Annotated in this window: 22 protein-coding genes; 17 read left to right on the forward strand and 5 right to left on the reverse strand. The window is 40.9% G+C overall.

Annotation, left to right across the window (positions count from 1 at the left end):
* Positions 1–12 precede the first annotated feature (12 nt).
* The 10 genes from spoIIIJ (at position 13) to WMZ97_RS00555 (ending at position 11,966) form a co-directional block, all read left to right on the forward strand.
* Positions 13–780 carry a YidC family membrane integrase SpoIIIJ gene (spoIIIJ, locus tag WMZ97_RS00510; protein ID WP_343270090.1) on the forward strand — a complete coding sequence of 256 codons (768 nt, stop codon included), beginning with the start codon at positions 13–15 and terminating at the stop codon, positions 778–780.
* A complete protein-coding gene (gene jag, locus WMZ97_RS00515; RefSeq protein ID WP_343270091.1) occupies positions 777–1,394 on the forward strand; it encodes an RNA-binding cell elongation regulator Jag/EloR in 618 nt (205 codons plus the stop codon). The genes spoIIIJ and jag overlap by 4 nt, the downstream gene beginning before the upstream one ends.
* A gap of 1,180 nt (positions 1,395–2,574) precedes the next feature.
* Positions 2,575–3,951: a tRNA uridine-5-carboxymethylaminomethyl(34) synthesis GTPase MnmE gene (gene mnmE, locus WMZ97_RS00520; RefSeq protein WP_343270092.1), complete on the forward strand. Its 1,377-nt coding sequence runs from the start codon at positions 2,575–2,577 to the stop codon at positions 3,949–3,951.
* 115 nt (positions 3,952–4,066) lie between these two features.
* Entirely contained in the window at positions 4,067–5,953 is a 1,887-nt protein-coding gene (mnmG, locus tag WMZ97_RS00525) for a tRNA uridine-5-carboxymethylaminomethyl(34) synthesis enzyme MnmG (protein ID WP_343270093.1), read from the forward strand.
* A gap of 20 nt (positions 5,954–5,973) precedes the next feature.
* The gene (rsmG, locus tag WMZ97_RS00530; protein WP_343270094.1) at positions 5,974–6,690 is read left to right on the forward strand and encodes a 16S rRNA (guanine(527)-N(7))-methyltransferase RsmG; all 717 of its coding nucleotides are present in this window, start codon (positions 5,974–5,976) and stop codon (positions 6,688–6,690) included.
* A gap of 435 nt (positions 6,691–7,125) precedes the next feature.
* On the forward strand, positions 7,126–7,983 hold the full coding sequence (noc, locus tag WMZ97_RS00535) for a nucleoid occlusion protein (RefSeq protein WP_343270095.1): 858 nt from the start codon (positions 7,126–7,128) through the stop codon (positions 7,981–7,983).
* A 411-nt stretch (positions 7,984–8,394) separates the two neighbouring features.
* Entirely contained in the window at positions 8,395–9,168 is a 774-nt protein-coding gene (locus WMZ97_RS00540) for a ParA family protein (RefSeq protein ID WP_343270096.1), read from the forward strand.
* A complete protein-coding gene (locus WMZ97_RS00545) occupies positions 9,149–9,988 on the forward strand; it encodes a ParB/RepB/Spo0J family partition protein (RefSeq protein ID WP_343270097.1) in 840 nt (279 codons plus the stop codon). The genes WMZ97_RS00540 and WMZ97_RS00545 overlap by 20 nt, the downstream gene beginning before the upstream one ends.
* 94 nt (positions 9,989–10,082) lie before the next feature.
* Positions 10,083–11,240: an aminotransferase class V-fold PLP-dependent enzyme gene (locus tag WMZ97_RS00550; RefSeq protein ID WP_343270098.1), complete on the forward strand. Its 1,158-nt coding sequence runs from the start codon at positions 10,083–10,085 to the stop codon at positions 11,238–11,240.
* A gap of 21 nt (positions 11,241–11,261) precedes the next feature.
* Positions 11,262–11,966 carry a DUF554 domain-containing protein gene (locus WMZ97_RS00555; protein ID WP_343270099.1) on the forward strand — a complete coding sequence of 235 codons (705 nt, stop codon included), beginning with the start codon at positions 11,262–11,264 and terminating at the stop codon, positions 11,964–11,966.
* 385 nt (positions 11,967–12,351) lie between these two features.
* Here WMZ97_RS00555 and yyaC read toward each other — a convergent pair whose 3' ends face one another.
* Complete coding sequence (yyaC, locus tag WMZ97_RS00560) at positions 12,352–12,978, reverse strand: spore protease YyaC (RefSeq protein ID WP_343270100.1); 627 nt, start codon at positions 12,976–12,978, stop codon at positions 12,352–12,354.
* Positions 12,979–13,068: 90 nt separating this feature from the next.
* On the opposite strand from yyaC, the gene WMZ97_RS00565 reads away from it, so the two are divergent.
* The 7 genes from WMZ97_RS00565 to rpsR all read left to right on the forward strand — a co-directional run bounded on the left by WMZ97_RS00565 (position 13,069) and on the right by rpsR (position 18,181).
* On the forward strand, positions 13,069–14,082 hold the full coding sequence (locus tag WMZ97_RS00565) for a YkvI family membrane protein (protein WP_343270101.1): 1,014 nt from the start codon (positions 13,069–13,071) through the stop codon (positions 14,080–14,082).
* A 155-nt stretch (positions 14,083–14,237) separates the two neighbouring features.
* Positions 14,238–15,140, forward strand: coding sequence for a mechanosensitive ion channel family protein (locus WMZ97_RS00570; protein ID WP_343270102.1), 903 nt, complete (start codon positions 14,238–14,240; stop codon positions 15,138–15,140).
* A gap of 21 nt (positions 15,141–15,161) precedes the next feature.
* On the forward strand, positions 15,162–15,359 hold the full coding sequence (locus tag WMZ97_RS00575; protein ID WP_343270103.1) for a DUF951 domain-containing protein: 198 nt from the start codon (positions 15,162–15,164) through the stop codon (positions 15,357–15,359).
* A gap of 389 nt (positions 15,360–15,748) precedes the next feature.
* Positions 15,749–16,849, forward strand: a complete 1,101-nt coding sequence (gene ychF / locus WMZ97_RS00580) for a redox-regulated ATPase YchF (RefSeq protein ID WP_343270104.1) — start codon at positions 15,749–15,751, stop codon at positions 16,847–16,849.
* A gap of 226 nt (positions 16,850–17,075) precedes the next feature.
* On the forward strand, positions 17,076–17,366 hold the full coding sequence (gene rpsF / locus WMZ97_RS00585; protein ID WP_343270105.1) for a 30S ribosomal protein S6: 291 nt from the start codon (positions 17,076–17,078) through the stop codon (positions 17,364–17,366).
* A gap of 16 nt (positions 17,367–17,382) precedes the next feature.
* Positions 17,383–17,883: a single-stranded DNA-binding protein gene (gene ssb / locus WMZ97_RS00590; protein ID WP_343270106.1), complete on the forward strand. Its 501-nt coding sequence runs from the start codon at positions 17,383–17,385 to the stop codon at positions 17,881–17,883.
* A 67-nt stretch (positions 17,884–17,950) separates the two neighbouring features.
* On the forward strand, positions 17,951–18,181 hold the full coding sequence (rpsR, locus tag WMZ97_RS00595; RefSeq protein ID WP_343270107.1) for a 30S ribosomal protein S18: 231 nt from the start codon (positions 17,951–17,953) through the stop codon (positions 18,179–18,181).
* Between the two features lie 68 nt (positions 18,182–18,249).
* Here the strand turns inward: rpsR and WMZ97_RS00600 are convergent, their stop codons facing one another.
* From WMZ97_RS00600 to WMZ97_RS00615, 4 genes are all read right to left on the reverse strand, one after another.
* Positions 18,250–18,864 carry an ATP-binding cassette domain-containing protein gene (locus tag WMZ97_RS00600; protein WP_343270108.1) on the reverse strand — a complete coding sequence of 205 codons (615 nt, stop codon included), beginning with the start codon at positions 18,862–18,864 and terminating at the stop codon, positions 18,250–18,252.
* A 206-nt stretch (positions 18,865–19,070) separates the two neighbouring features.
* Positions 19,071–19,742 carry a molybdate ABC transporter permease subunit gene (modB, locus tag WMZ97_RS00605; RefSeq protein ID WP_343270109.1) on the reverse strand — a complete coding sequence of 224 codons (672 nt, stop codon included), beginning with the start codon at positions 19,740–19,742 and terminating at the stop codon, positions 19,071–19,073.
* A 25-nt stretch (positions 19,743–19,767) separates the two neighbouring features.
* A complete protein-coding gene (gene modA / locus WMZ97_RS00610) occupies positions 19,768–20,535 on the reverse strand; it encodes a molybdate ABC transporter substrate-binding protein (protein ID WP_343270110.1) in 768 nt (255 codons plus the stop codon).
* The gene (locus WMZ97_RS00615; RefSeq protein WP_343270111.1) at positions 20,535–21,029 is read right to left on the reverse strand and encodes a DUF1189 family protein; all 495 of its coding nucleotides are present in this window, start codon (positions 21,027–21,029) and stop codon (positions 20,535–20,537) included. Before WMZ97_RS00615 ends, modA begins: the two co-directional genes overlap by 1 nt.
* Between the last annotated feature and the right edge of the window lie 148 nt (positions 21,030–21,177).

Here is a 21,177-nt window from a genome sequence, read left to right on the forward strand (position 1 = left end):
GGAGGAAACAGGGTGCGTAAAAAAATATTGCTGCTTGTGAGCCTGGTTGGTTTGCTGGCACTGCTTTCTGGTTGTACCGAAATTAATGAACCGATTACAGCAGAGAGTACCGGATTTTGGAATAAATATTTTGTTTATCCCATGTCATGGCTTATTACTTATTTTGCCGACTTATTCGGGGGTAACTATGGGTTGGCAATTATTATTGTAACGATTATTATACGCATGATATTATTACCACTGAACGTGAAACAATTAAAAAGTTCGAAAGCGATGCAGGATGTTCAACCGCAGTTAAAGGAACTGCAAAAGAAGTACAGTTCCAAAGATGCCAACACGCAACAAAAGCTGCAGCAGGAAACGATGGCATTGTTTCAAAAGCATGGGGTGAATCCACTTGCTGGATGTTTGCCAATTTTTATTCAAATGCCGATTTTAATTGCAATTTACCATGCGATTAGACGTACAGAAGAGATGCAATCACACCAATTTTTGTGGTTTGAGCTTGGTTCACCCGATCCGTTTTTTATTTTGCCGATAATTGCTGGTGGCGCAACGTTTTTACAGCAAAAGTTAATGATGGCAGGCAATCCTGCTGGACAAAACCCGCAAATGATGGTCATGCTCTATATGATGCCGATTATGATTACGGTATTTGCTATTTTCTTCCCATCCGCATTAGCGTTATATTGGGTAGTTGGTAACTGCTTCATGGTGGCACAGACTATATTTATCCGTAAACCGATGATGAATACTAGTAATGGAGGAGACAAAAAGTGAGAGAAATAACTGCTAGTGGACAAACAGTTGAGCAAGCGGTCCAGTCAGCATTAGAGCAGTTAAACACCACAAGGGACCATGTCGAGGTTGAAGTTATTGATGAAGGAAAAAAGGGGCTTCTTGGTGTCTTCGGATCGAAACGTGCAGTTGTGAAAGTAACTGTTAAACAGAACAAGATAGAATTAGTTGAGCAGTATCTTCATGAAGTTACGGAACAAATGAATGTATCTATTAAGGTTACGACAACTGTTGAAGGTAACCATGTATACTACCAGTTAACGGGCGAAAAGATTGCCATGTTGATTGGCAAACGCGGACAAACCTTAAATGCGCTGCAATACTTGGTTCACCTTGCTTTAAATAAAGATGGTGAGCAATTTTATACAGTAACCGTTGATGCAGAAGGTTACCGTGCAAGGAGAAGGGAAACATTACAAGCGTTAGCAGAAAAAATGGCGGATAAAGCGCAGCGTTTGCATAAAAAAGTTGCCTTAGAACCGATGCCTGCGTTTGAACGTAAAGTCATCCACAGTGCATTGCAAAACAATAGCGGTATTTCCACGTATTCTGATGGTGTAGAACCGCATCGTCATATTGTTATTAAGCCATCCTAAATAGAATTAAAAAGAGACTGGAACAAAGTGTGTTCGTCATAGAGACATCCGAACGATGATCCAAATTTCCTCCATTGGAATTTGGATTCGTTCGGATTTTTTGTGTATTAGCAGCGTTTAGAACATTAGTATTGAGATATTTCATTGTAACTAAGTTTTTTAAGTACCAAATATGCATATATTGCGACGTAACTTTGGACAGTAGTTATCTTACCGCTACGGAAATACACTACGCTTTCCGTGGGTGACCCGTGATCCTCGGGCCAACATGATGTTGGTCATGAAGGCGTTACGACAGGACGTCGTGCACTTAGCCTTCCATCCTTGCTTGTGACGCACTGCGGGGTCTCACGCTGGCCACTTGTCCCACAAGAGTCTCCGTGTATTTCCTTCGCTAGGGTTGGTGCCACCTATAATTATATGCGCTCATCGCTTAACTATTTAATAATTGGAGCATTGAATCGAAGGGTAGTTGATTCCTGCTGAGAACAGCACGTGTCCGAAGACCCCACAGCGGTTATTAAGGAAGGCCGACTAAGAACGGCCTTTGCGGCCAACGTCGGCATACCCCTATGAAGGGGCAAGGAACTGAGGCCGTGCCCACGGAAAGCATCCACCCGGAGCGATCCCGGACGGCGGCGTTAGCACACCTCTTCCAATAGAACGAGAGTCATGTTAGACAATATTCACTACGTCGCAATATCCATCAACTGTGTATTCCATCCTTCTTAAAAAAATTACATTCTAAAGTCTCAATCTCCTGTAAATGTTCGTTCTTAGAATAGAAGGTTTCCGCTATGTTCCAGTCTTTTTTATCCCACCTTAACGGGCAGTAAGACCCCCACTTCAAGATTTTGAGGTAAAACTAAAAAAGATAAGTGGGGGTCAACTGCGCATAAAGGTCCGATTCTGTTCAACTAACATTCAGTGGAGGAGAAAGGGAAACCCCCACTGAATGAAGTTTCACTTTATCCTTATTTAGATAAAGTAAGGGTGTGTATAGACGAGTTCATGGGAAAAATAATTATACACATGTGGATAATTGACAAACAAAAAACGAATATGTTTTTGCTGTGGATAAGTTTATTTTTCCAGGAAATTATGATATTCTGTTAAGTTAGTGACCTTAAAATTAATTTAATTGCTATAGATAATAGATGGAGTAATGGAGGTGAAAAGAATGGAAACAGATACAATTACAGCCATTTCGACGCCGATTGGTGAAGGTGCGATTGCAATTGTTCGATTGAGTGGACCGAAAGCGGTTGAAATAACAAGTGGATTATTTCGTGGGAAAGATTTGCGACAGGTTCCCTCCCATACGATTCATTATGGAAAAATCATTGATCCAGAAACAGGGGCCATTGCAGAAGAAGTTATGACTTCCGTAATGCGTGCACCGAAGACATTTACCAAAGAAGATGTGGTAGAAATCAATTGTCATGGTGGAATGGTTTCGGTAAATCGGGTGCTGGAAATTATCCTGAATAAAGGGGCTCGTTTAGCGGAACCTGGGGAATTTACAAAACGCGCTTTTTTAAATGGCAGGATTGATTTATCTCAGGCGGAAGCAGTGATGGATCTCATCCGAGCTAAGACCGATAAAGCCATGTCGGTAGCATTAAAACAAATGGATGGACGATTATCAGGCTTGATTCAGCGTTTACGCCAAGAATTGCTGGAAACAGTTGCCCATGTGGAAGTAAATATCGATTATCCTGAATATGATGATGTCGAGGAAATGTCCCATCAGGTGATGCGTGAGAAAACACGCCAGGTGCATGATGAAATTGACCAGCTATTAGAAGTTGCCAGGCAAGGAAAAATCCTGCGTGAGGGACTGGCAACTGCTATCATTGGACGTCCGAATGTTGGCAAGTCATCATTAATGAATGCCCTTGTCCAGGAAAATAAAGCCATCGTCACCGAAGTTGCTGGAACAACACGTGATATTATTGAAGAATATGTCAATGTACGTGGAGTGCCGTTGAAGCTGGTCGATACAGCAGGAATTCGGGAGACAGAGGATATTGTCGAAAAAATTGGGGTAGAACGGTCACGAAAGGTACTGAAGGAATCCGATCTTATTTTATTTGTACTGAATTATAATGAGGAACTGACCGCAGAAGATAAACAGCTATTTGAAGCGGTGGAGGGTTTGGAGTATATTGTTATTATCAATAAAACCGATTTGCCGAAGAAGCTTGATCTGGATCAGCTCCATACGCTTGCAGAGGGGAACACGATCATTACTACATCATTGGTCAATGAAGCTGGAATTGATGAACTGGAGACTGCCATTGCGCAAACGTTTTTTGCAGGAGATATAGATACCGGTGATTTGACGTACGTCTCCAATGTTCGACATATTCAGCTGCTAAAAGAAGCAAATCAGGCATTGGAAGATGCCATAAACAGTCTGGAAATAGCGATGCCATTAGATATTGTGCAAATTGATGTCACACGAACATGGGAATTGTTAGGAGAAATAATCGGCGATACAGCGAGTGACAGTTTAATTGATCAGTTATTTTCGCAATTCTGTTTAGGAAAATAGGATTCAAAGGCTAAGAGCGCCCGACTAGCCGCTGGGCGCTGGAGCAGACGGTTATTTAAAAGTTAAGTATTCGATAACGGATACTTTAGTTGATATATAGGAAAGGATGAATCATATGGTATATGATGCTGGACATTATGATGTTGTTGTCATCGGTGCAGGCCATGCCGGCTGTGAAGCAGGTGTTGCCGCTGCCAGAATGGGTGCCAAGACATTAATGCTGTCCCTTAACTTAGATATGGTGGCGTTTATGCCATGCAACCCTTCGCTTGGGGGACCAGCAAAGGGGATTGTCGTTCGGGAAATTGATGCACTTGGCGGAGTAATGGCAAAGGTAATTGACAAGACCTATATCCAAATGCGAATGTTAAATACTGGAAAAGGTCCTGCTGTACGGGCATTACGTGCACAAGCGGATAAGCCATTATATATCCGGGAAATGAAACAGACATTGGAAAACGAAAAAAATCTGACGCTTCGTCAAGGAATGGTAGATCAATTAATTATAGAAGATGGCGTGTGTAAAGGGGTCATTACGGAAACGAAAGCTGCTTATCATGCGGATACAGTTATTATTACTACCGGAACCTTCATGCGTGGAAAAGTATTGATGGGTGATCTGGAATATGAAAGTGGCCCGAATAACCAGCGTCCATCGATTAAATTGTCAGAGCATTTAGAGGAACTCGGTTTTGAACTTACTCGATTTAAAACCGGAACACCACCACGGGTGAATAGTCATACGATCGACTATTCCAAAACGGAAATCCAACCTGGTGATGTAAAAGCACAAGGGTTTTCCTATGAGACGACGGAATACATTACGGATCAGATTCCTTGCTGGTTAACATACACGAATGAATTTACGCATCAGGTTATTAACGATAACTTAAGTTTATCTGCTATGTACTCCGGTGCCAAACGTGGAACGGGTCCACGGTATTGTCCATCGATTGAGGATAAAATTGTTCGTTTTAACGATAAACCGCGCCATCAGGTATTTTTAGAGCCAGAAGGACGGGAAACAGAAGAAGTATATGTCCAAGGATTATCAACTTCTTTACCAGAATCGGTGCAGCATGAAATGGTACACTCCGTTCCAGGGCTGGAAAATGCAGAAATTATGCGAGCAGGATATGCGATCGAATACGATGCGATTGTTCCGACTCAGCTTTGGCCAACTATGGAGACAAAGAAAATCCCGGGACTATTTACGGCTGGTCAAATTAATGGTACATCCGGCTATGAAGAAGCTGCTGCTCAAGGGATGATGGCTGGAATTAATGCAGCTGCTAAAGTAGTAGGGAAGGACCCATTGATTTTGGACCGTTCCCAGGCATATATTGGTGTATTAATTGATGATTTGGTAACGAAGGGAACGAAAGAACCATATCGTTTGTTGACTTCCCGGGCGGAATATCGTTTATTACTGCGCCATGATAATGCGGATTTACGATTAACAGAGGTAGGTTACCAGCTTGGACTAATTACCGAAGAACGGTATCAAAACTATTTGGAAAAAAATCGGTTAGTGGAGCAGGAAAAGGCTCGTTTGCGAAAAATAATAGTTAAACCACAAGAAAATGTACAGGAGCTATTGAAGGAAGTAAATGCAACACCATTAAAAGAAGCGGTACCGGCGTCAGATTTATTAAAGCGTCCAGAGATGACCTATGCACTGCTTGAACGTGTGATAGAGCGAGATGATACCTTACCAGCGATTGTGAAAGAGCAGGTAGAAATCCAGATCATGTATGAAGGCTATATTAAAAAGGCTAATGAGCAGGTTGAACGTATGTTGAAAATGGAGGATAAGAAGATCCCCGATAATCTGGATTATGATGATGTCAGTGGTATTGCAACGGAGGCAAGACAAAAATTAAAGAAAGTACGACCATTATCTGTTGGTCAGGCATCACGGATTTCCGGGGTAAACCCGTCCGATGTATCGATTTTGCTAATTTATATTGAACAAGGGAAGATCGCACGAGTGGCGAACTAACAATAAGGAGACGTAGTGTCATGAATCCAGAGCAATTTGTTAATGAACTGCAACAGAAGGGAATTGAACTCAATGACCGTCAAATAGAGCAATTCTCCATCTATTTTAAAACGTTAATTGAATGGAATGAAAAAGTTAATCTAACAGCATTGACGATGGAAAAAGATGTGTATTTAAAGCATTTTTATGATTCTATTTCAGCTGCTTTTTACCACGATTTTACCAATGAACAGCATATTTGTGATGTGGGTGCTGGTGCTGGATTCCCAAGCATCCCGCTCAAAATATGTTTTCCGGATTTACAGGTGACGATCGTTGATTCCTTAAACAAGCGAATTAATTTTCTTGACCATTTGGCATCGGAACTTGACTTAACGAATGTTACATTTCACCATGATCGTGCAGAAAATGTTGGGAAGAACCCTGCTTTTAGGGAGCAATTCGATATTGTTATGGCCCGTGCTGTAGCTAGATTGTCTGTTTTAAGTGAACTATGCTTGCCGTTATGTAAAAAGGATGGAGCGTTTCTGGCAATGAAAGGTGCCCAAGCCAGTGAAGAACTAAAGGATTCCCAGGCTGCGCTAAAACTATTAGGTGGAGGAGCTCCACGCGTATATACGTTTGAGTTACCAGAAGAAGAAAGTGAACGGTCGATTGTTGTCATTCATAAAGAACGCCACACGCCTTCTAAATATCCCAGAAAACCAGGCGTTCCAAATAAAAAACCACTTTCCTAACCAGTGGTGATCGGTAATTTATTTTTTGTTATGCCATACTTTTATCGTTCTATCTGTGGTAGAATAGGGGCAAGGGCATGTACGATATATCAATAGATGGAAAGATATCGTTGTGAGACATGGTAGATTCTAGTATCATATTTTTTGCTATTATATTTTTACTTGTTTTTAGGATGATGTTTCACGTGAAACAATTTGTATTTTATCGTTATTATTTATATTTGAGTAAAAAGCAATGATAAACATAGACGAACCACACCATACCATGTGGCACTTCTATGTATCCATGTCGTATGGTCCGTATACACATTCAGTAGGGGAGAAAGGATGGACTAAACGCGTCACGTCCTGTGACAATGCCTGCACTAGCATGTCGTCCTGTGCGTCGAACCCCCCTGAATGAAGTTTCACTTAAAGTAAAGGTGGTGTCTGATCATGTTGCAGCCTTTTAACCGCATTTTTGGATTGGGTGAAAAGTCAGATCCGGAGGCGGAAGAAGCGTCATATCGCTCGGATGAGGTCATTCAGATTCCTGTTCGAAGTATAGAGCCGAACCGCTTTCAGCCAAGAGCTGTGTTTGATGAGGAGAAAATAAAAGAACTAGCGCAAACTATACATACCCACGGGATGATTCAGCCTATTGTTGTTCGAAAGGTAGGCGAGGAGTCGTATGAACTAATTGCCGGGGAGCGGAGATGGCGTGCTATTCAAGTACTGGAATGGGAACAGGCGCCAGTAATTGTTCGAGAAATGACGGATGCAGAAACAGCCTCGGTTGCATTAATTGAAAACCTGCAACGGGAGGAATTGACAGTCATTGAAGAGGCGACAGCATATGCTAAACTATTAGATCTTCATGGTTTAACCCAAGAGGCGTTAGCCCAACGGTTAGGAAAAAATCAATCGACTATTGCAAATAAACTCCGATTATTAAAATTGCCAGAGAGCGTCCAAATGGCGCTAATGGAAAAGACGATTACTGAACGGCACGCGCGGGCTTTAATAAAGCTGAAAGACCTTGAAAAGCAAGAAAAGCTGCTTCAGGAAATTTTGGGCAAGGATCTCAATGTCAAACAAACAGAAGAACGTATCATAAAGTTAAGCGAGGAAACAGAAGAAAAAAAGAAAAAACGCCCAAAATTAAAAGGTGTTAATAAAGATATACGTATCGCAATGAATACGATTCGGCAGTCGTTAACGATGGTCTCTGACACGGGTATTGATGTGGAAACAGATGAAAAAGACCTGGATGAATATTATCAGATCACTATTAAAATCCCTAAGAATAAGTAAAGTTAATGATAATGAAACGAAACTACCTATCTTTGATGGGTAGTTTTTACATGTTAAAAGACGAACAATGCAATATTTTAGCGTAGAAAATATACGTAGACTTCTACGGGAGGAAAGGCTTAGGTGAGACCCCGCAGAAGTCACAAGTAAGGATATGGAAGACTAAGAGCGTGACGTCCTGTCGCAACGCCTTCATGACTAACATCGTGTTGGCCTGAGGGCTCCCTCAGCCGCCCGCGGAAAGCGAAGTATATTTTCGAAGCCGGTTGATATGCGCCAACTATTAGATTGTTCGCTCCTTATTTGGTTGCTATTAAATAGAGATTTTACCTGTTTTTTTTCTAAAAGGTAGTTCTTTCTATTAAAAAAATGATAAAATACTATGTATAGAGTTTTTAGGTAGGTGACAACATGGGTAAAACAATCGCCATAGCAAATCAAAAAGGTGGTGTTGGAAAAACAACATCATCAGTTAATTTAAGTGCTTGTCTGGCGTATATGAATAAAAAGGTATTACTTGTTGATATTGACCCACAAGGAAATGCTACAAGTGGGGTGGGTATTAACAAAGCAGACATGGATAAATGTGTATACAATGTACTTGTAGAGGATTTACCTGCCGAAGATGTATGTGTTCCGACCAATGTTGACAACTTGGATATTATACCAGCCACCATTCAACTGGCAGGAGCAGAAATTGAATTAGTCCCAACCATATCACGTGAAATCCGCTTAAAAAAAGCACTGGATAGCTTGAAAGAGACCTATGACTATATCATTATTGACTGTCCACCATCATTAGGACTGCTGACAATCAATGCATTAACATCATCCGATACAGTTTTAATTCCTGTCCAATGCGAATATTATGCGTTAGAAGGCCTTAGCCAATTATTGAATACCATTCGTTTAGTTCAGAAACATTTGAATAAGCATTTGATGATCGAAGGAGTTCTCTTAACCATGCTTGATGCCCGGACTAACTTGGGAATTCAGGTTATTGAAGAAGTGAAAAAATATTTTCAGGATAAGGTGTACAATGCAGTTATTCCACGAAATGTTCGTTTAGGGGAAGCCCCAAGTCATGGTCAGCCGATTATTACGTATGACCCGAAGTCAAGAGGTGCCGAAGTATATCTTGAATTAGCGAAGGAAGTGATGAATAATGGCGAGAGGGTTAGGTAAAGGAATTAATGCGCTTTTCCCCGGGGTAGAAGAGGAGGATAAAGCTAACATTCAAGAAATCGCTATTACAGAATGCAGGCCAAATCCGTACCAGCCCAGAAAAACATTTCATGCAGATGCTATTGAAGAATTGAAAGAGTCCATTCTTCAATATGGAATTATTCAGCCATTAATTGTTCGTGAAAGTATTAAAGGTTATGAAATTGTTGTCGGGGAGCGACGATTTAGGGCAGCGAAAGAAGCGGGTCTGAAAACAATTCCGGTCATCGTCAAGGAATTAACCGATGAGAAGATGATGGAGCTTGCATTATTGGAAAACCTGCAGCGTGAAGACCTAACACCAATTGAAGAAGCACACGCATACGCTAATTTAATGAATGAACTGCATATTACTCAGGAAGTCTTATCCCAACGGCTTGGCAAAAGCAGATCACATATTGCCAACATTGTCCGTTTACTCTCCTTACCGGATCAGGTTATTGCGTACATTAATAATGGTGAACTATCCATGGGGCACGGACGGGCACTCTTAGGAATAAAGGATCGAACCAAACTTATCCCGTTTGTTAATAAAATTCGCAAGGAAAAGCTAAACGTTCGGCAAGTTGAGCAGCTTATTATTCAACTAAATAAAAAACCGGAACGGAAAAAGGAAAAACCAAAAAAGGATATTTTTCTAAAAGAGCATGAGTCTGTTTTACGCGATCGTTTTGGTACTCCTGTCACGATTCAGCGGGGAAAACGAAAAGGAAAGATCGAAATTGAATTTTATTCCGACGAGGATTTAGAACGAATTATGGAATCAATGGAGATAAAATAGGATTAATAAAGACTGACGTTCAGATTCCTGTCAGTCTTTTTTTCTATCAAAAAGATGGCGCTTGTTAACATTCACAAATAAGGAGGTCTCCTGTATGATATACTTTGACCAGGCAGCATCATCATTTCCAAAACCGCCAGAAGTGGTCAACGCCATGGTAGATGTAATGGAAAACTATAGTGCAAATCCCGGGAGAGGGGGCCATAGGCTTGCCCGCAAAGCATCTGAGATTATTAATCAGACAAGAGAAAAAGCAGCAGCACTATTTGGCTTACAGGATCCAAAACGGGCCCTTTTTTATTATAATGCAACTTTAGCATTGAACCAGGCAATAAAGGGATTGCCTTGGAAAGAAGGTGATCATGTGATTGCCACATCGTTTGAACACAATTCGATTCGCAGGCCGCTGGAATACATAAAGAAAACGTTTGGTGTGTCTGTTACCTATATACCATGGAAAGGAAGCAGTACAGCGTTTGTTAAAGATGTTCAGCAAGCGATCCAGCCTGCTACGACGTTAATTGCCATGACACATGCCTCGAATGTGACTGGTTCGGTAATCCCGCTTCAGGATATTATGGACACCGCTAAAACGAATGGAATTTTAACACTGGTGGATGCTTCGCAAACAGCTGGGCATTTGCCGATAAATATGCAGCAAACAGGTATTGATATGTTAGCCTTTCCAGGCCATAAAGGGTTGCTTGGGCCACAAGGAACGGGAATGCTGCTTGTCAAAAAGGGTGTTGAATTGGAACCAATTCATCACGGCGGGACAGGCGGTTTTTCAGACAATCCGAATCAACCGGATCAATGGCCGGAGCGGCTGGAAAGTGGTACGCTAAACACCCCTGGCATTGCTGGTCTCTATGCTGCGTTTACAACTTACGAACAAAGAAAAACAGATAATGTTCCACGTGAAACATTATTAGCAAATCAATTATATCGCGGGCTTCAGCATATTTCTGGTGTAAAATGCTATGGTCCGTCGGAAGTGGAAGCCAGAATGCCGATAGTCGCCTTTAATATCATGGATGTAGATTCACAAGAGGTAGCTACCATTCTTGACTCCCATTACGATATTGCAGTACGAGCTGGATTACATTGCAGTCCATTGACCCATGAAATGCTGGAAACAACCGACCAAGGAATTGTGCGAGCCAGTCTTGGTTTTTGTAATTCGGAGGGAGAAGTACAGGAATTCCTTCAAGCAATAACCGAAATCGCGGCAGCTTATGATGATGAATTTTAACGAGATAATGGAGATGGGCTAATGGCACTATTCGGCACGATCGTAAATGGTATATGCATTATTGTCGGCAGTTTAATTGGAGTGTTTTTCACCAAGATACCAGAACGTTATAAAGAAACTGTTATGCAAGCAATTGGACTTGTTGTGATACTAATTGGCCTGCAGATGGCCTTCCAGGCAGATGTTATTGTTATTTTGTTAGTAAGTCTGTTAAGTGGGGCACTGATCGGGGAGTGGCTGCATATTGAAGAATGGTTGAATCAGCTTGGGGAATGGATTGGCAGTAAATTTAGAACAAAGGGAGACAATTTTAGTGTTGCCCAGGGTTTTGTTACGGCATCTCTTATTTTTGGAATCGGTGCAATGTCGATCCTTGGCGCTTTAGATAGCGGGTTACGAGGGGACCATGAGATATTAATCACAAAGGGAGTGATTGATGGATTTACGGCCCTTGTGTTAACTACAACGCTGGGATTTGGTGTCATCTTTTCGGTGATTCCGGTTGTTCTTTATGAAGGTTTGGTGGCCTTGTTAGCCACACAAATTGAAAATTGGCTGCCAAAGGATTTCCTTGATGGGTTTATTGTCGAACTTACAGCGGTAGGCGGACTAATGATTGTTGCAATTGGTCTGAACTTGTTAAAATTGACGAACATTCGCATCGGTAATTTGTTGCCCGCTCTTGTGACAGTAGGTATTATATTTTATATTTATCAATTATTTTAGTAAAGATAAGCGCCCTTGACCGGTGAAATCACCCAGAAAGGGCGCTTGTTTTATGATTACTAAATACAGGAGTCTGGACAAGCAATTTGTTAGATGAATAGGAAGACCAAATACTGCATAATAACAAGTGTTTTGGAATCAGATGTTTTTCATAAATTTGATAGAAAATGCGACGTAGTGAATAATTTTCTATCGTGACCGTTTTCCTTGTTCTAATGGAAGATGAGAGCTTAAATTCGCTCCGTCAGAATACTCCGCCCGGAGCGATCCCGGACGCCGGCCGCAGCACACCTACCGAAAATAAATTCCGTTACGTGCAGTTTATATAATTAGTCACAAACCATAAAAAACTCTTTTATATGTTCTATCCCTGAAATAGATGATGTTATATATCAATAATGGATGATGCTGCCGTTCTGTGGGCAATAATTGCTGGGAGAGTTCGGCCATATGTTAATTGCTGATCAATTCGATCTAAAATAGACGTTACCTTTTTAGCCATCTCGACAACAATGGATAATCTAGTATTTTGCAGTACGGAGTATTCCATGAATCCTCCGACATTTACCACGCCAGTTATATGGACATCGCCTATTTTCGGCAAGTTCTTATTCAGGGCTGCTCCAGGTTTGATCGGTCCTGTTCCGGTAACCAGTGATCCGACGGAATGACTCTTCCCTAAGCAAGCATCAATGGCAATGATAAATGGATGTTGATGCCGCCGATTAATATGCTGTACATAATCAGCTAAATTGGCAGCATGAACGGGTTTATTTAACGTTCCATAGACCGTAATATGCCTTGGCTTTAATTCGTTGAAAAAGCTCCCAATAAATGGACCGAGCGCATCTCCTGTTGAACGGTCCGTACCGATACAGACAACGACATACTCATGAGGAAGTTTAGGAAGCCATGAGATAAGTTTTTCACTCATTATTTCAAGTACGTCAGGATCAGTATAGGCCATTCGTAAAACATCATTTTTTGTGCGTAATCGCTTTTTTAGATTCATAGCTTATCCTCCACAAACATATTGGTATTAGTATACGGATTTTAAAAGGGAAGTATACATACCACATTAAAAATTATTGGAGGAACAGTAATGATTAGAGCTGGTCTAAAATGGATGTTTTTAATTATTGGTACAACCATCGGTGCTGGCTATGCATCAGGGAGAGAGTTATGGCAGTTTTTTGGGCATGAAAGTGGACTGGCTATCGTATTGTTTGCATTGTTTTTTTCCATATCGGTTTACGTTATTTTAACGTTAAGCTATCGAAGGCAGTCGACCGATTATGTACCAATATTACGTGATATTGTCGGTAGGAAGTTTTCGGGTTTCTATGACGTTATGATTTTTCTTTATTTATTCACGACCACGGTTGTGATGATTGCCGGGAGTGGTGCAACAGGACAGGCATTTAACTTTTCCTACTGGTGGGGCGTTATTTTCATTGTCATTACCCTCGTCTTACTGTTTTCAAAGGATATTAGTGGGCTTTTATCCATTAATCAGCTGGTATTGCCTTTATTGCTTGGCGGTTTGGTCTATGTCTTACTGTTGTTCACTCATGATCAGGAACTAACCCTTTTTTCACATTGGCATGAACAGCGGAATTGGACGGCAGCTTTTCCATTTACAGCCTTGAACATATTACCGTTAATTGCTGTATTAGGAGCCATTGGCAACAAGATTCGGTCGAAAGGAGAGATATGGGTTGCCAGTATTGGCTGCGGAGTTATTTTAGGGAGTATATCGTATATCTATAATAATAGTTTGATTCAGATTGCAGATGAATTATTACTCTATGAAATTCCGTTATTTGCTATCTTAAAACATTACTCATTTGGAATGCTTATATTTATGTCTGTTCTCTTGTGGTTCGCTATTTTTACCACAGCAGCTTCGGGTGTGATGGGACTTGTTACCAGATTGCAGCATTATATCCATGTACCATTATGGTTATTGGTACTGTTGTTGTTGATTATTATGGTGCCACTAACAACACTCGGTTTCTCAAATTTAATTACCTATGTCTATCCTTTTTATGGCGTACTCAATTTATATGTCCTGACCAGGCTCCTATTATTTCCACTTTGGTATAAAAATAGTTAAAGTAAATCTCCATTCAGCAGGGTATGAAATCCTATTCAGAGTGGGATAAAAGGATGTGTTCTGAATTGCTATTTCCTTTCCTAATTCCCCATCTTGATGTAAACTTTATAGAGGAGAGTATCCATTATGAGTTTACTATTTTTGGAGGAATTAATATGAACGACATTCACGAATTATGGGATAATTTGACTGGTGCTAAGCTTTGGCTCACCTTAGGCGAAAAAGTACTCCAAATTGTTCTCATTTGGTTAGTGGCTGTGATTATTGTTCGCGTCGGCAAAAAGGTGATTGGCCGATTATTTATTAATAAACAGCGTGGCCCGCTTCGGATATCGGCGCGCCGAGAGGCTACACTCAAAAAATTAATTCAGAATATGTTGGCCTATACGGTTTATTTTGCCGCGATTGTTATGATATTGGACAATGCATTTGGCTTTAATGTCGGGGCACTATTAGCTGGAGCCGGCGTTGTAGGACTAGCAATTGGTTTCGGTGCACAGAATCTGGTACGTGATATTATATCCGGCTTCTTTATCATCTTTGAAGATCAGTTTTCTGTTGGGGACTATATTATTACGTCAAATGCTGAGGGAACAGTGGAAGAAATCGGTATTCGTACAACGAAAATTATGAGCTGGACTGGGGAACAACATGTAATTCCAAATGGTAATGTGACACAAGTTACTAATTATTCCGTTCATAATGGATTGGCTGTTGTTGATATAAATGTTCCGTATGAAAGTGATATACCAGCCGCAGAGCGAATCATTGAAGAGACAATGAAGGATTTACCTGCGAAGTATGAAGAAATAGTGGAGACACCAACCATTCATGGAATTCAATCACTGGAAACCTCCCATTATGTTATCCGGGTTATTGCAGAAACATGGCCAGTGTATCAATGGGCTGGGGCCAGAAATATTCGCAAAGAAGTAAAAGAGAGACTTTATAATGAAGGTATTGAAATCCCAGCACCAAGGCTTGTCATGTACACGCGTAATGAGGCTCAAATAAGTCAGGATCGGGCTCAGGATCGGTTGCGGGACAATGATCATTAACAGGGAAAGGAAGGTATGGGAATGGTCAATAAACAATTTGCGTTAAACGATGTAGTGGAAATGAAGAAACAACATCCATGTGGCGAAAACCGCTGGAAAATTATTCGCATGGGAATGGACATTCGAATCAAATGTATGGGCTGTGACCATAGTGTCATGATTCCACGCAAGGATTTTACGAAAAAAATGAAAAAAGTGCTTGAAAAAGCAGGGGAATAAAGTGAAACTTCATTCAGTGGAGGTTTTCCTTATAGATGAGCAAAGGCTAAGTTCTTAGGCATCTGCGTTGCAACGCCTTTGTGACCTGCATCGTGCAGTTGGCCTCCACTTATCTTTTTTGGTTCCGCCTCAAAATTTTGAAGTAGTGGTCTTACTGCCCCGTTAAGGCGGGATAAAAAAGGTTAAAATTATTTTTTCTGCTTGAAAATGTTGTTTACAGGCAGATAGTAACAACAAAAATTAAATTTTGAATGACAAATTGGCAAAAATGGTCTGTTTTGTATGCCCATTTTTGCTTTTTGATTACTTGTCAATTATTAAGCATGTACTTATAATGATAGTAACGAACGCGTTCATGGAATGGAATCCTTAAGGAGTGGAAGTTAGTTATGGCTTTAACAGCAGGAATCGTTGGTCTTCCAAACGTTGGGAAATCAACTTTATTTAATGCAATTACGCAAGCAGGGGCTGAAGCGGCCAATTATCCGTTTGCGACGATCGATCCGAATGTTGGCATTGTTGAAGTACCGGATGATCGTTTGAATAAATTAACCGAATTAGTAAACCCGAAAAAAACAGTACCAACAGCATTTGAATTTACTGATATTGCCGGTATTGTGAAGGGTGCAAGCAAGGGGGAAGGCTTAGGGAACCAATTTTTATCCCACATACGCCAGGTGGATGCAATTTGTCAGGTTGTGCGCTGTTTTGAAGACGAAAACATTACCCATGTATCTGGCAAGATAGATCCGATTGCTGATATTGAAATCATTAATTTGGAACTGATTTTAGCAGATCTGGAAACCGTTAATAAACGCTATCAACGTGTGGAAAAATTAGCCCGGCAGAAAGATAAAGCGGCAGTTCAGGAATATGATGTGCTTAGCAAATTAAAACAAGGGCTGGAAGACGAGTTACCTGCACGTGCACTGGAATTCAGTGAAGAACAGTGGAAAGTCGTCAAAGGCCTGCATTTATTAACCAGTAAGCCGACATTGTATGTAGCCAATGTGAAGGAAGAGGAGATTGCTGATCCAGCTGACAATGCGAATGTGCAACAGGTGAAGGATTTTGCTGCGAGGGAAAATGCAGAAGTGATTGTGGTTAGTGCAAAAATTGAGGAAGAAATTGCCGAATTAGATCCGGATGAAAAGGATATGTTTTTAGAAGAACTTGGCATTGAAGAATCCGGATTGGACAAGCTTATCAAGGCTTCTTACAGCTTGCTTGGATTGGCAACGTATTTTACCGCCGGCGAGCAGGAAGTAAAGGCCTGGACATTCCGAAAAGGTATTAAAGCACCACAAGCAGCGGGAATTATTCATACCGATTTTGAGCGCGGGTTTATTCGTGCAGAAACTGTTTCGTATGAGGACTTAATGGCTGCGGGGTCAATGGCCCGTGCTCGTGAAAATGGTCGTGTACGGTTAGAAGGAAAAGACTATATCGTACAAGACGGTGATGTTATCCATTTCCGGTTTAATGTGTAGGGCAAAAATTAGGTATCAGAGGCTGTCAGAACGGTTGATCTTGGAAAGTTAGAAAATGTAAATTTGGATTCTCTCGAATAGTTGTCTTTTCTTAATTGATTTGATATAATATTTTATTGTGAGTAATTACTAATGATTACTCCTTGCTCCTATTGCGGAAAATGAAAGCTTGATTCTTTTGTTAACAATAGATAGGGGCCGCTAAGACCAAAAGGAGGTGTAACGGATGACAAAATACGAAATCATGTACATCATCCGCCCAGACATAGAAGAGGAAGCGCAAACAGCTTTGATTGAGCGCTTTAATAACGTTCTAACTGATAATGGCGCGGAGATTGAAAAAGTTGACGAAAAAGGCAAGCGTCGTCTTGCGTATGAAATTAACGACTATCGTGATGGATACTATGTCGTCATTAATTTCTCTGGTGATGAAAATGCAATTAATGAATTTGATCGCCAAGCGAAATTTAGCGATGACATTATTCGTCATATGGCAATTCGAGAAGAAGATCAATAATTAAGGGGTGGTTCTGATGTTGAATCGTGTCGTACTAGTTGGCAGGTTAACGAAGGATCCAGATTTACGTTATACAGCAACTGGAGTAGCAGTAGCTAACTTTACCATTGCGGTTAATCGACCTTTTTCCAATCAGCAGGGTGAACGAGAAGCAGACTTTATTAATTGTGTTGTTTGGCGCAGACCTGCAGAAAACCTTGCAAATTACATGAAAAAAGGTAATATGATCGGTGTTGATGGCCGTGTGCAAACACGCAGATATGAAGGTCAGGATGGAAAGACAGTTTTTGTCACGGAAATTGTCGCAGATAGTGTACAATTTTTAGAAACAAAAGGATCTTCGCAGAATAAAAGCCAAGCGCCATCTGATTTTCAGCCAAATTACAACCAGAATCAGAATCAGAACCAAAACCAGAGACAAGATCAGAATCAAAATCAGCAAAACCAAAATCAAGGGAACCCATTTGGAAATAATGGGGAGCCTATCGATATATCAGATGATGATTTACCGTTTTAGAATACTTGTTTAAAGTACTATTCCATATGTGAAACCTTTAAACATAAATAAAAAGGAGGAGTAAAAAATGGCAGCTCGTCGCGGACGTGCAAAGCGTCGTAAAGTGTGTTACTTCACAGCAAACGGAATCACACACATTGACTATAAAGATGTTGATCTACTAAGACGTTTCATTTCAGAGCGCGGAAAAATTCTTCCACGCCGTGTAACAGGAACATCTGCAAAATATCAACGTAAATTGACTAGAGCAATTAAACTCGCTCGTCAAATGGCATTATTGCCTTACGTTTCTGAGTAAGTAAAAGGCACCCAAATTATTTTGGGTGCCTTTTACAATGAGGTTGGACCTATTTAGACGATCTTGTCTCAAATCAGTTTTCCTTGTTCAATATTAAAAATACGATCTCCCAATTTCTCCGCTTCTTCTCGATTATGCGTTACCATAACAATTGGTATCTTCCACAGTTGATGCAGGTGCAGTAACTCCTCGTGACATTCGTTACGTGTTTGTTCATCCAAAGCTGAAAATGGTTCATCCAGTAACAATGCTTGTGGCTTGGTAGCTAGTGCGCGAATGAGCGCGACTCGTTGCTTTTCTCCTCCAGAAATCTGGTGTGGATAGCTGTCCAGCAGATGCTCAATTCCAATCACTTGTACCAACTTATCCAATAGATTTGGATCTTTCACCCCATAAGTAATATTTTTCTTCACGGTCATGTGGGGAAATAGCGCATAGTCCTGAAATAAATAGCCGATCTGCCGTTTTTGTATAGGCATTGGTTTATGCCGTTTTCGATAAAGGGCAGCATTATTTAAGGTAATTTCCCCAGCATCTGGATGGGAAAGGCCCGCGATGCAATTTAAAATAGTCGTTTTTCCTGCTCCGGATGGGCCGAATAGTACGGCTATTTCTTCTCCAATCTGGCAATCGATATCGATTGTGAAGGCGGGCAGTTTTTTTTCAAACGTACAGGTTAACATTGAAATCCCTTCTATCATTTAAACTAAAGAAAGTATAAAATTTGGCGTTGTTAATTTTACTGTCAGCGATAGCCCCAGCTCCCAGATACTGGTAGCTGACATCTGCCTCCGTGCGATATGTCAATATCGGTTCGCTGGGTTAAGGTAGGCCGGCTAAGAACAGATTACGTCCACGTCCTTCGTCCGGTCGCTTGCGCCTTTGTTCATTACTTTTTGAATTTCAAAATATTACGGTCACTCCACCAATTTAGCCATAAAATAGCGCTGAATCCGATGATGATAATGCCAACCACCCAAAAAACAGCTGTGCTTGTGTCACCTGATTCGACGGCAAAATAAATGGCTAATGGGATGGTTTCCGTCTTATTTGGTATGTATCCGGCAATCATCAGCGTCGCTCCGAATTCCCCTAATGCACGAGCAAAGGTTAAGACCAATCCAGCTAACAGCCCTGGCCATGCAAGGGGAAAAGAGATTGTCCAGAAGACCCGCCATTTTGAGGCACCCATTGTCAGGGCTGCATTTTCCACGTTTTGATCATAATTTTGAAAGGCTGCAGATGCACTTTGGTACATGAGCGGGAATGCGACAACGGTGGCTGCGACGACGGCACCGACCCAGGTAAAGACAATCTGGAGGTCAAAGGTGTGCAAGAAAAGCTTGCCGATTGGTCCATTTCTGCCAAAGATGTATAAAAGTCCAAAGCCGACAACGGTTGGTGGAAGGACCAGAGGCAACATTAAAATGGACTCGAGGATCCGTTTGCCGGGAAAATGGTGCCTTGCCAGAATACGGGCAAAGAGAATGCCAAATACAAGTACAATTCCGGTGGCGATACTGGCTATTTTTAATGATAGTAGTAGTGGTGTGTAATTCATTTACCTCTTCCTTCCATCAAGACGGCTATTTGGCAAATCCATAATCGGCTAAAATGGCCTGTCCTTCATCACTTGTTAAAAAGGAGATAAAGTCATCAGCTTCATCCCGATTTTCACTTGAACTGGTTACCGCAGCCGGGTAAACAATCGGGGTATACCAATTTTTATTTGCTTCTGCCAATACTTCCACACTATTAGAGCGTAATACATCACTCTGGTAAACAAAGCCAATTGCTGTATTACCCGATTCTACATACGAAAGCACTTGGGTGACATCTTTGGCATAAACAAATTTATCCTTTAGTGCATCCCACTTATCCAAATGTGTTAGTACTTCTTTTGCATAATTACCAGCAGGGACACTGTCGGGATTTCCAATGGCAATTTGACCGACTGATGCATCAATATCCTTAAATGTTGTCCAATTTAAATCGGCATTTTTCTTACCTATCATGACGAGTTTATTTTTTACAAAGTCGGATCTTGTATCGGCTACAATCATCTTTTCGTCTGCTAAGACATCCATCCAATCCTGATTTGCCGATAAGAATACATCAACATTTGCCCCCTGTTGAATTTGCTGTGCAAGCTTACCAGATCCGCCAAAGTTAAACGTAAGGTTCACATCCGGGTGGGCGGATTCATATTCCTGTTTGATTTCATCCATGGCATCGGATAGGCTGGCAGCAGCAGAGACAAAGATTTCGGTTGTCTTCTGATCAGAAGGAGTGTTATGCTGGCAGCCAGCAAGCAGGAGACTAATGAATAAGGTCGATAGTAAAAGAGAACGCATTATTTTTTCCTCCTTTTCTTTCTTCTGGGATAAACGGTTATGATCTTAACCATTAGGATTACAGTATATACAAGAAATAGCCATAGCCAACGATCACTAATTGGAGTTAGCAAAGCAACGAACGTATAGATGATAAAAGGGATTGTCGTTGTATAGGCGCACATTTTCCACAGGATGGAAAAGCGAATTTTACGTGACAGGCCGCGACTGATTAAGACGCCAACATACGCAGTTGCCGCGAGCATGATAAATACAAAAATGACTAATGGCAAATAATAAAAAATAAAAAAGTACATGATTAAAAAGAAAAAATGAACGGTAAGCCCTGTTTCACTAGGTGTTAACAGGCGATCCAATAATGATGGCATCGAAACAATCAGCAGTAATATAAACATATACACGACTGTGATATCCATTCCAATTCGATTCAGCTTAAACATGGCCTCTTTTGCTGGCAGTTTGATGCTGTGACGTAATGCTTGTAAAAAAACCATTCCGATTCATCCTTCTGTCGTCAAATAATTGATCTATACTATTCCATGCAATGCGAAAACTATTTCCCACCTATTATAGTAAAAAAAACGAGAAAAATCGCGTATAAGGTGGTGAATAGAATTTAACAATTTCTCTATGAATGCAACA

Source organism: Lentibacillus songyuanensis, from assembly GCF_039548255.1.
GTDB lineage: Bacteria > Bacillota > Bacilli > Bacillales > Amphibacillaceae > Lentibacillus_C > Lentibacillus_C songyuanensis.

Excerpts from the sequence above, each read along its gene's own strand:
- mnmE (WP_343270092.1), top strand. The coding sequence starts at position 2,575 with ATGGAAACAGATACAATTACAGCCATTTCGACGCCGATTGGTGAAGGT.
- mnmG (WP_343270093.1), top strand. The coding sequence starts at position 4,067 with ATGGTATATGATGCTGGACATTATGATGTTGTTGTCATCGGTGCAGGC.
- rsmG (WP_343270094.1), top strand. The coding sequence starts at position 5,974 with ATGAATCCAGAGCAATTTGTTAATGAACTGCAACAGAAGGGAATTGAA.
- noc (WP_343270095.1), top strand. The coding sequence starts at position 7,126 with ATGTTGCAGCCTTTTAACCGCATTTTTGGATTGGGTGAAAAGTCAGAT.
- WMZ97_RS00540 (WP_343270096.1), top strand. The coding sequence starts at position 8,395 with ATGGGTAAAACAATCGCCATAGCAAATCAAAAAGGTGGTGTTGGAAAA.
- WMZ97_RS00545 (WP_343270097.1), top strand. The coding sequence starts at position 9,149 with ATGGCGAGAGGGTTAGGTAAAGGAATTAATGCGCTTTTCCCCGGGGTA.
- WMZ97_RS00550 (WP_343270098.1), top strand. The coding sequence starts at position 10,083 with ATGATATACTTTGACCAGGCAGCATCATCATTTCCAAAACCGCCAGAA.
- WMZ97_RS00555 (WP_343270099.1), top strand. The coding sequence starts at position 11,262 with ATGGCACTATTCGGCACGATCGTAAATGGTATATGCATTATTGTCGGC.
- yyaC (WP_343270100.1), bottom strand. The coding sequence starts at position 12,978 with ATGAATCTAAAAAAGCGATTACGCACAAAAAATGATGTTTTACGAATG.
- WMZ97_RS00565 (WP_343270101.1), top strand. The coding sequence starts at position 13,069 with ATGATTAGAGCTGGTCTAAAATGGATGTTTTTAATTATTGGTACAACC.
- WMZ97_RS00570 (WP_343270102.1), top strand. The coding sequence starts at position 14,238 with ATGAACGACATTCACGAATTATGGGATAATTTGACTGGTGCTAAGCTT.
- WMZ97_RS00575 (WP_343270103.1), top strand. The coding sequence starts at position 15,162 with ATGGTCAATAAACAATTTGCGTTAAACGATGTAGTGGAAATGAAGAAA.
- ychF (WP_343270104.1), top strand. The coding sequence starts at position 15,749 with ATGGCTTTAACAGCAGGAATCGTTGGTCTTCCAAACGTTGGGAAATCA.
- rpsF (WP_343270105.1), top strand. The coding sequence starts at position 17,076 with ATGACAAAATACGAAATCATGTACATCATCCGCCCAGACATAGAAGAG.
- ssb (WP_343270106.1), top strand. The coding sequence starts at position 17,383 with ATGTTGAATCGTGTCGTACTAGTTGGCAGGTTAACGAAGGATCCAGAT.
- rpsR (WP_343270107.1), top strand. The coding sequence starts at position 17,951 with ATGGCAGCTCGTCGCGGACGTGCAAAGCGTCGTAAAGTGTGTTACTTC.
- WMZ97_RS00600 (WP_343270108.1), bottom strand. The coding sequence starts at position 18,864 with ATGTTAACCTGTACGTTTGAAAAAAAACTGCCCGCCTTCACAATCGAT.
- modB (WP_343270109.1), bottom strand. The coding sequence starts at position 19,742 with ATGAATTACACACCACTACTACTATCATTAAAAATAGCCAGTATCGCC.
- modA (WP_343270110.1), bottom strand. The coding sequence starts at position 20,535 with ATGCGTTCTCTTTTACTATCGACCTTATTCATTAGTCTCCTGCTTGCT.
- WMZ97_RS00615 (WP_343270111.1), bottom strand. The coding sequence starts at position 21,029 with ATGGTTTTTTTACAAGCATTACGTCACAGCATCAAACTGCCAGCAAAA.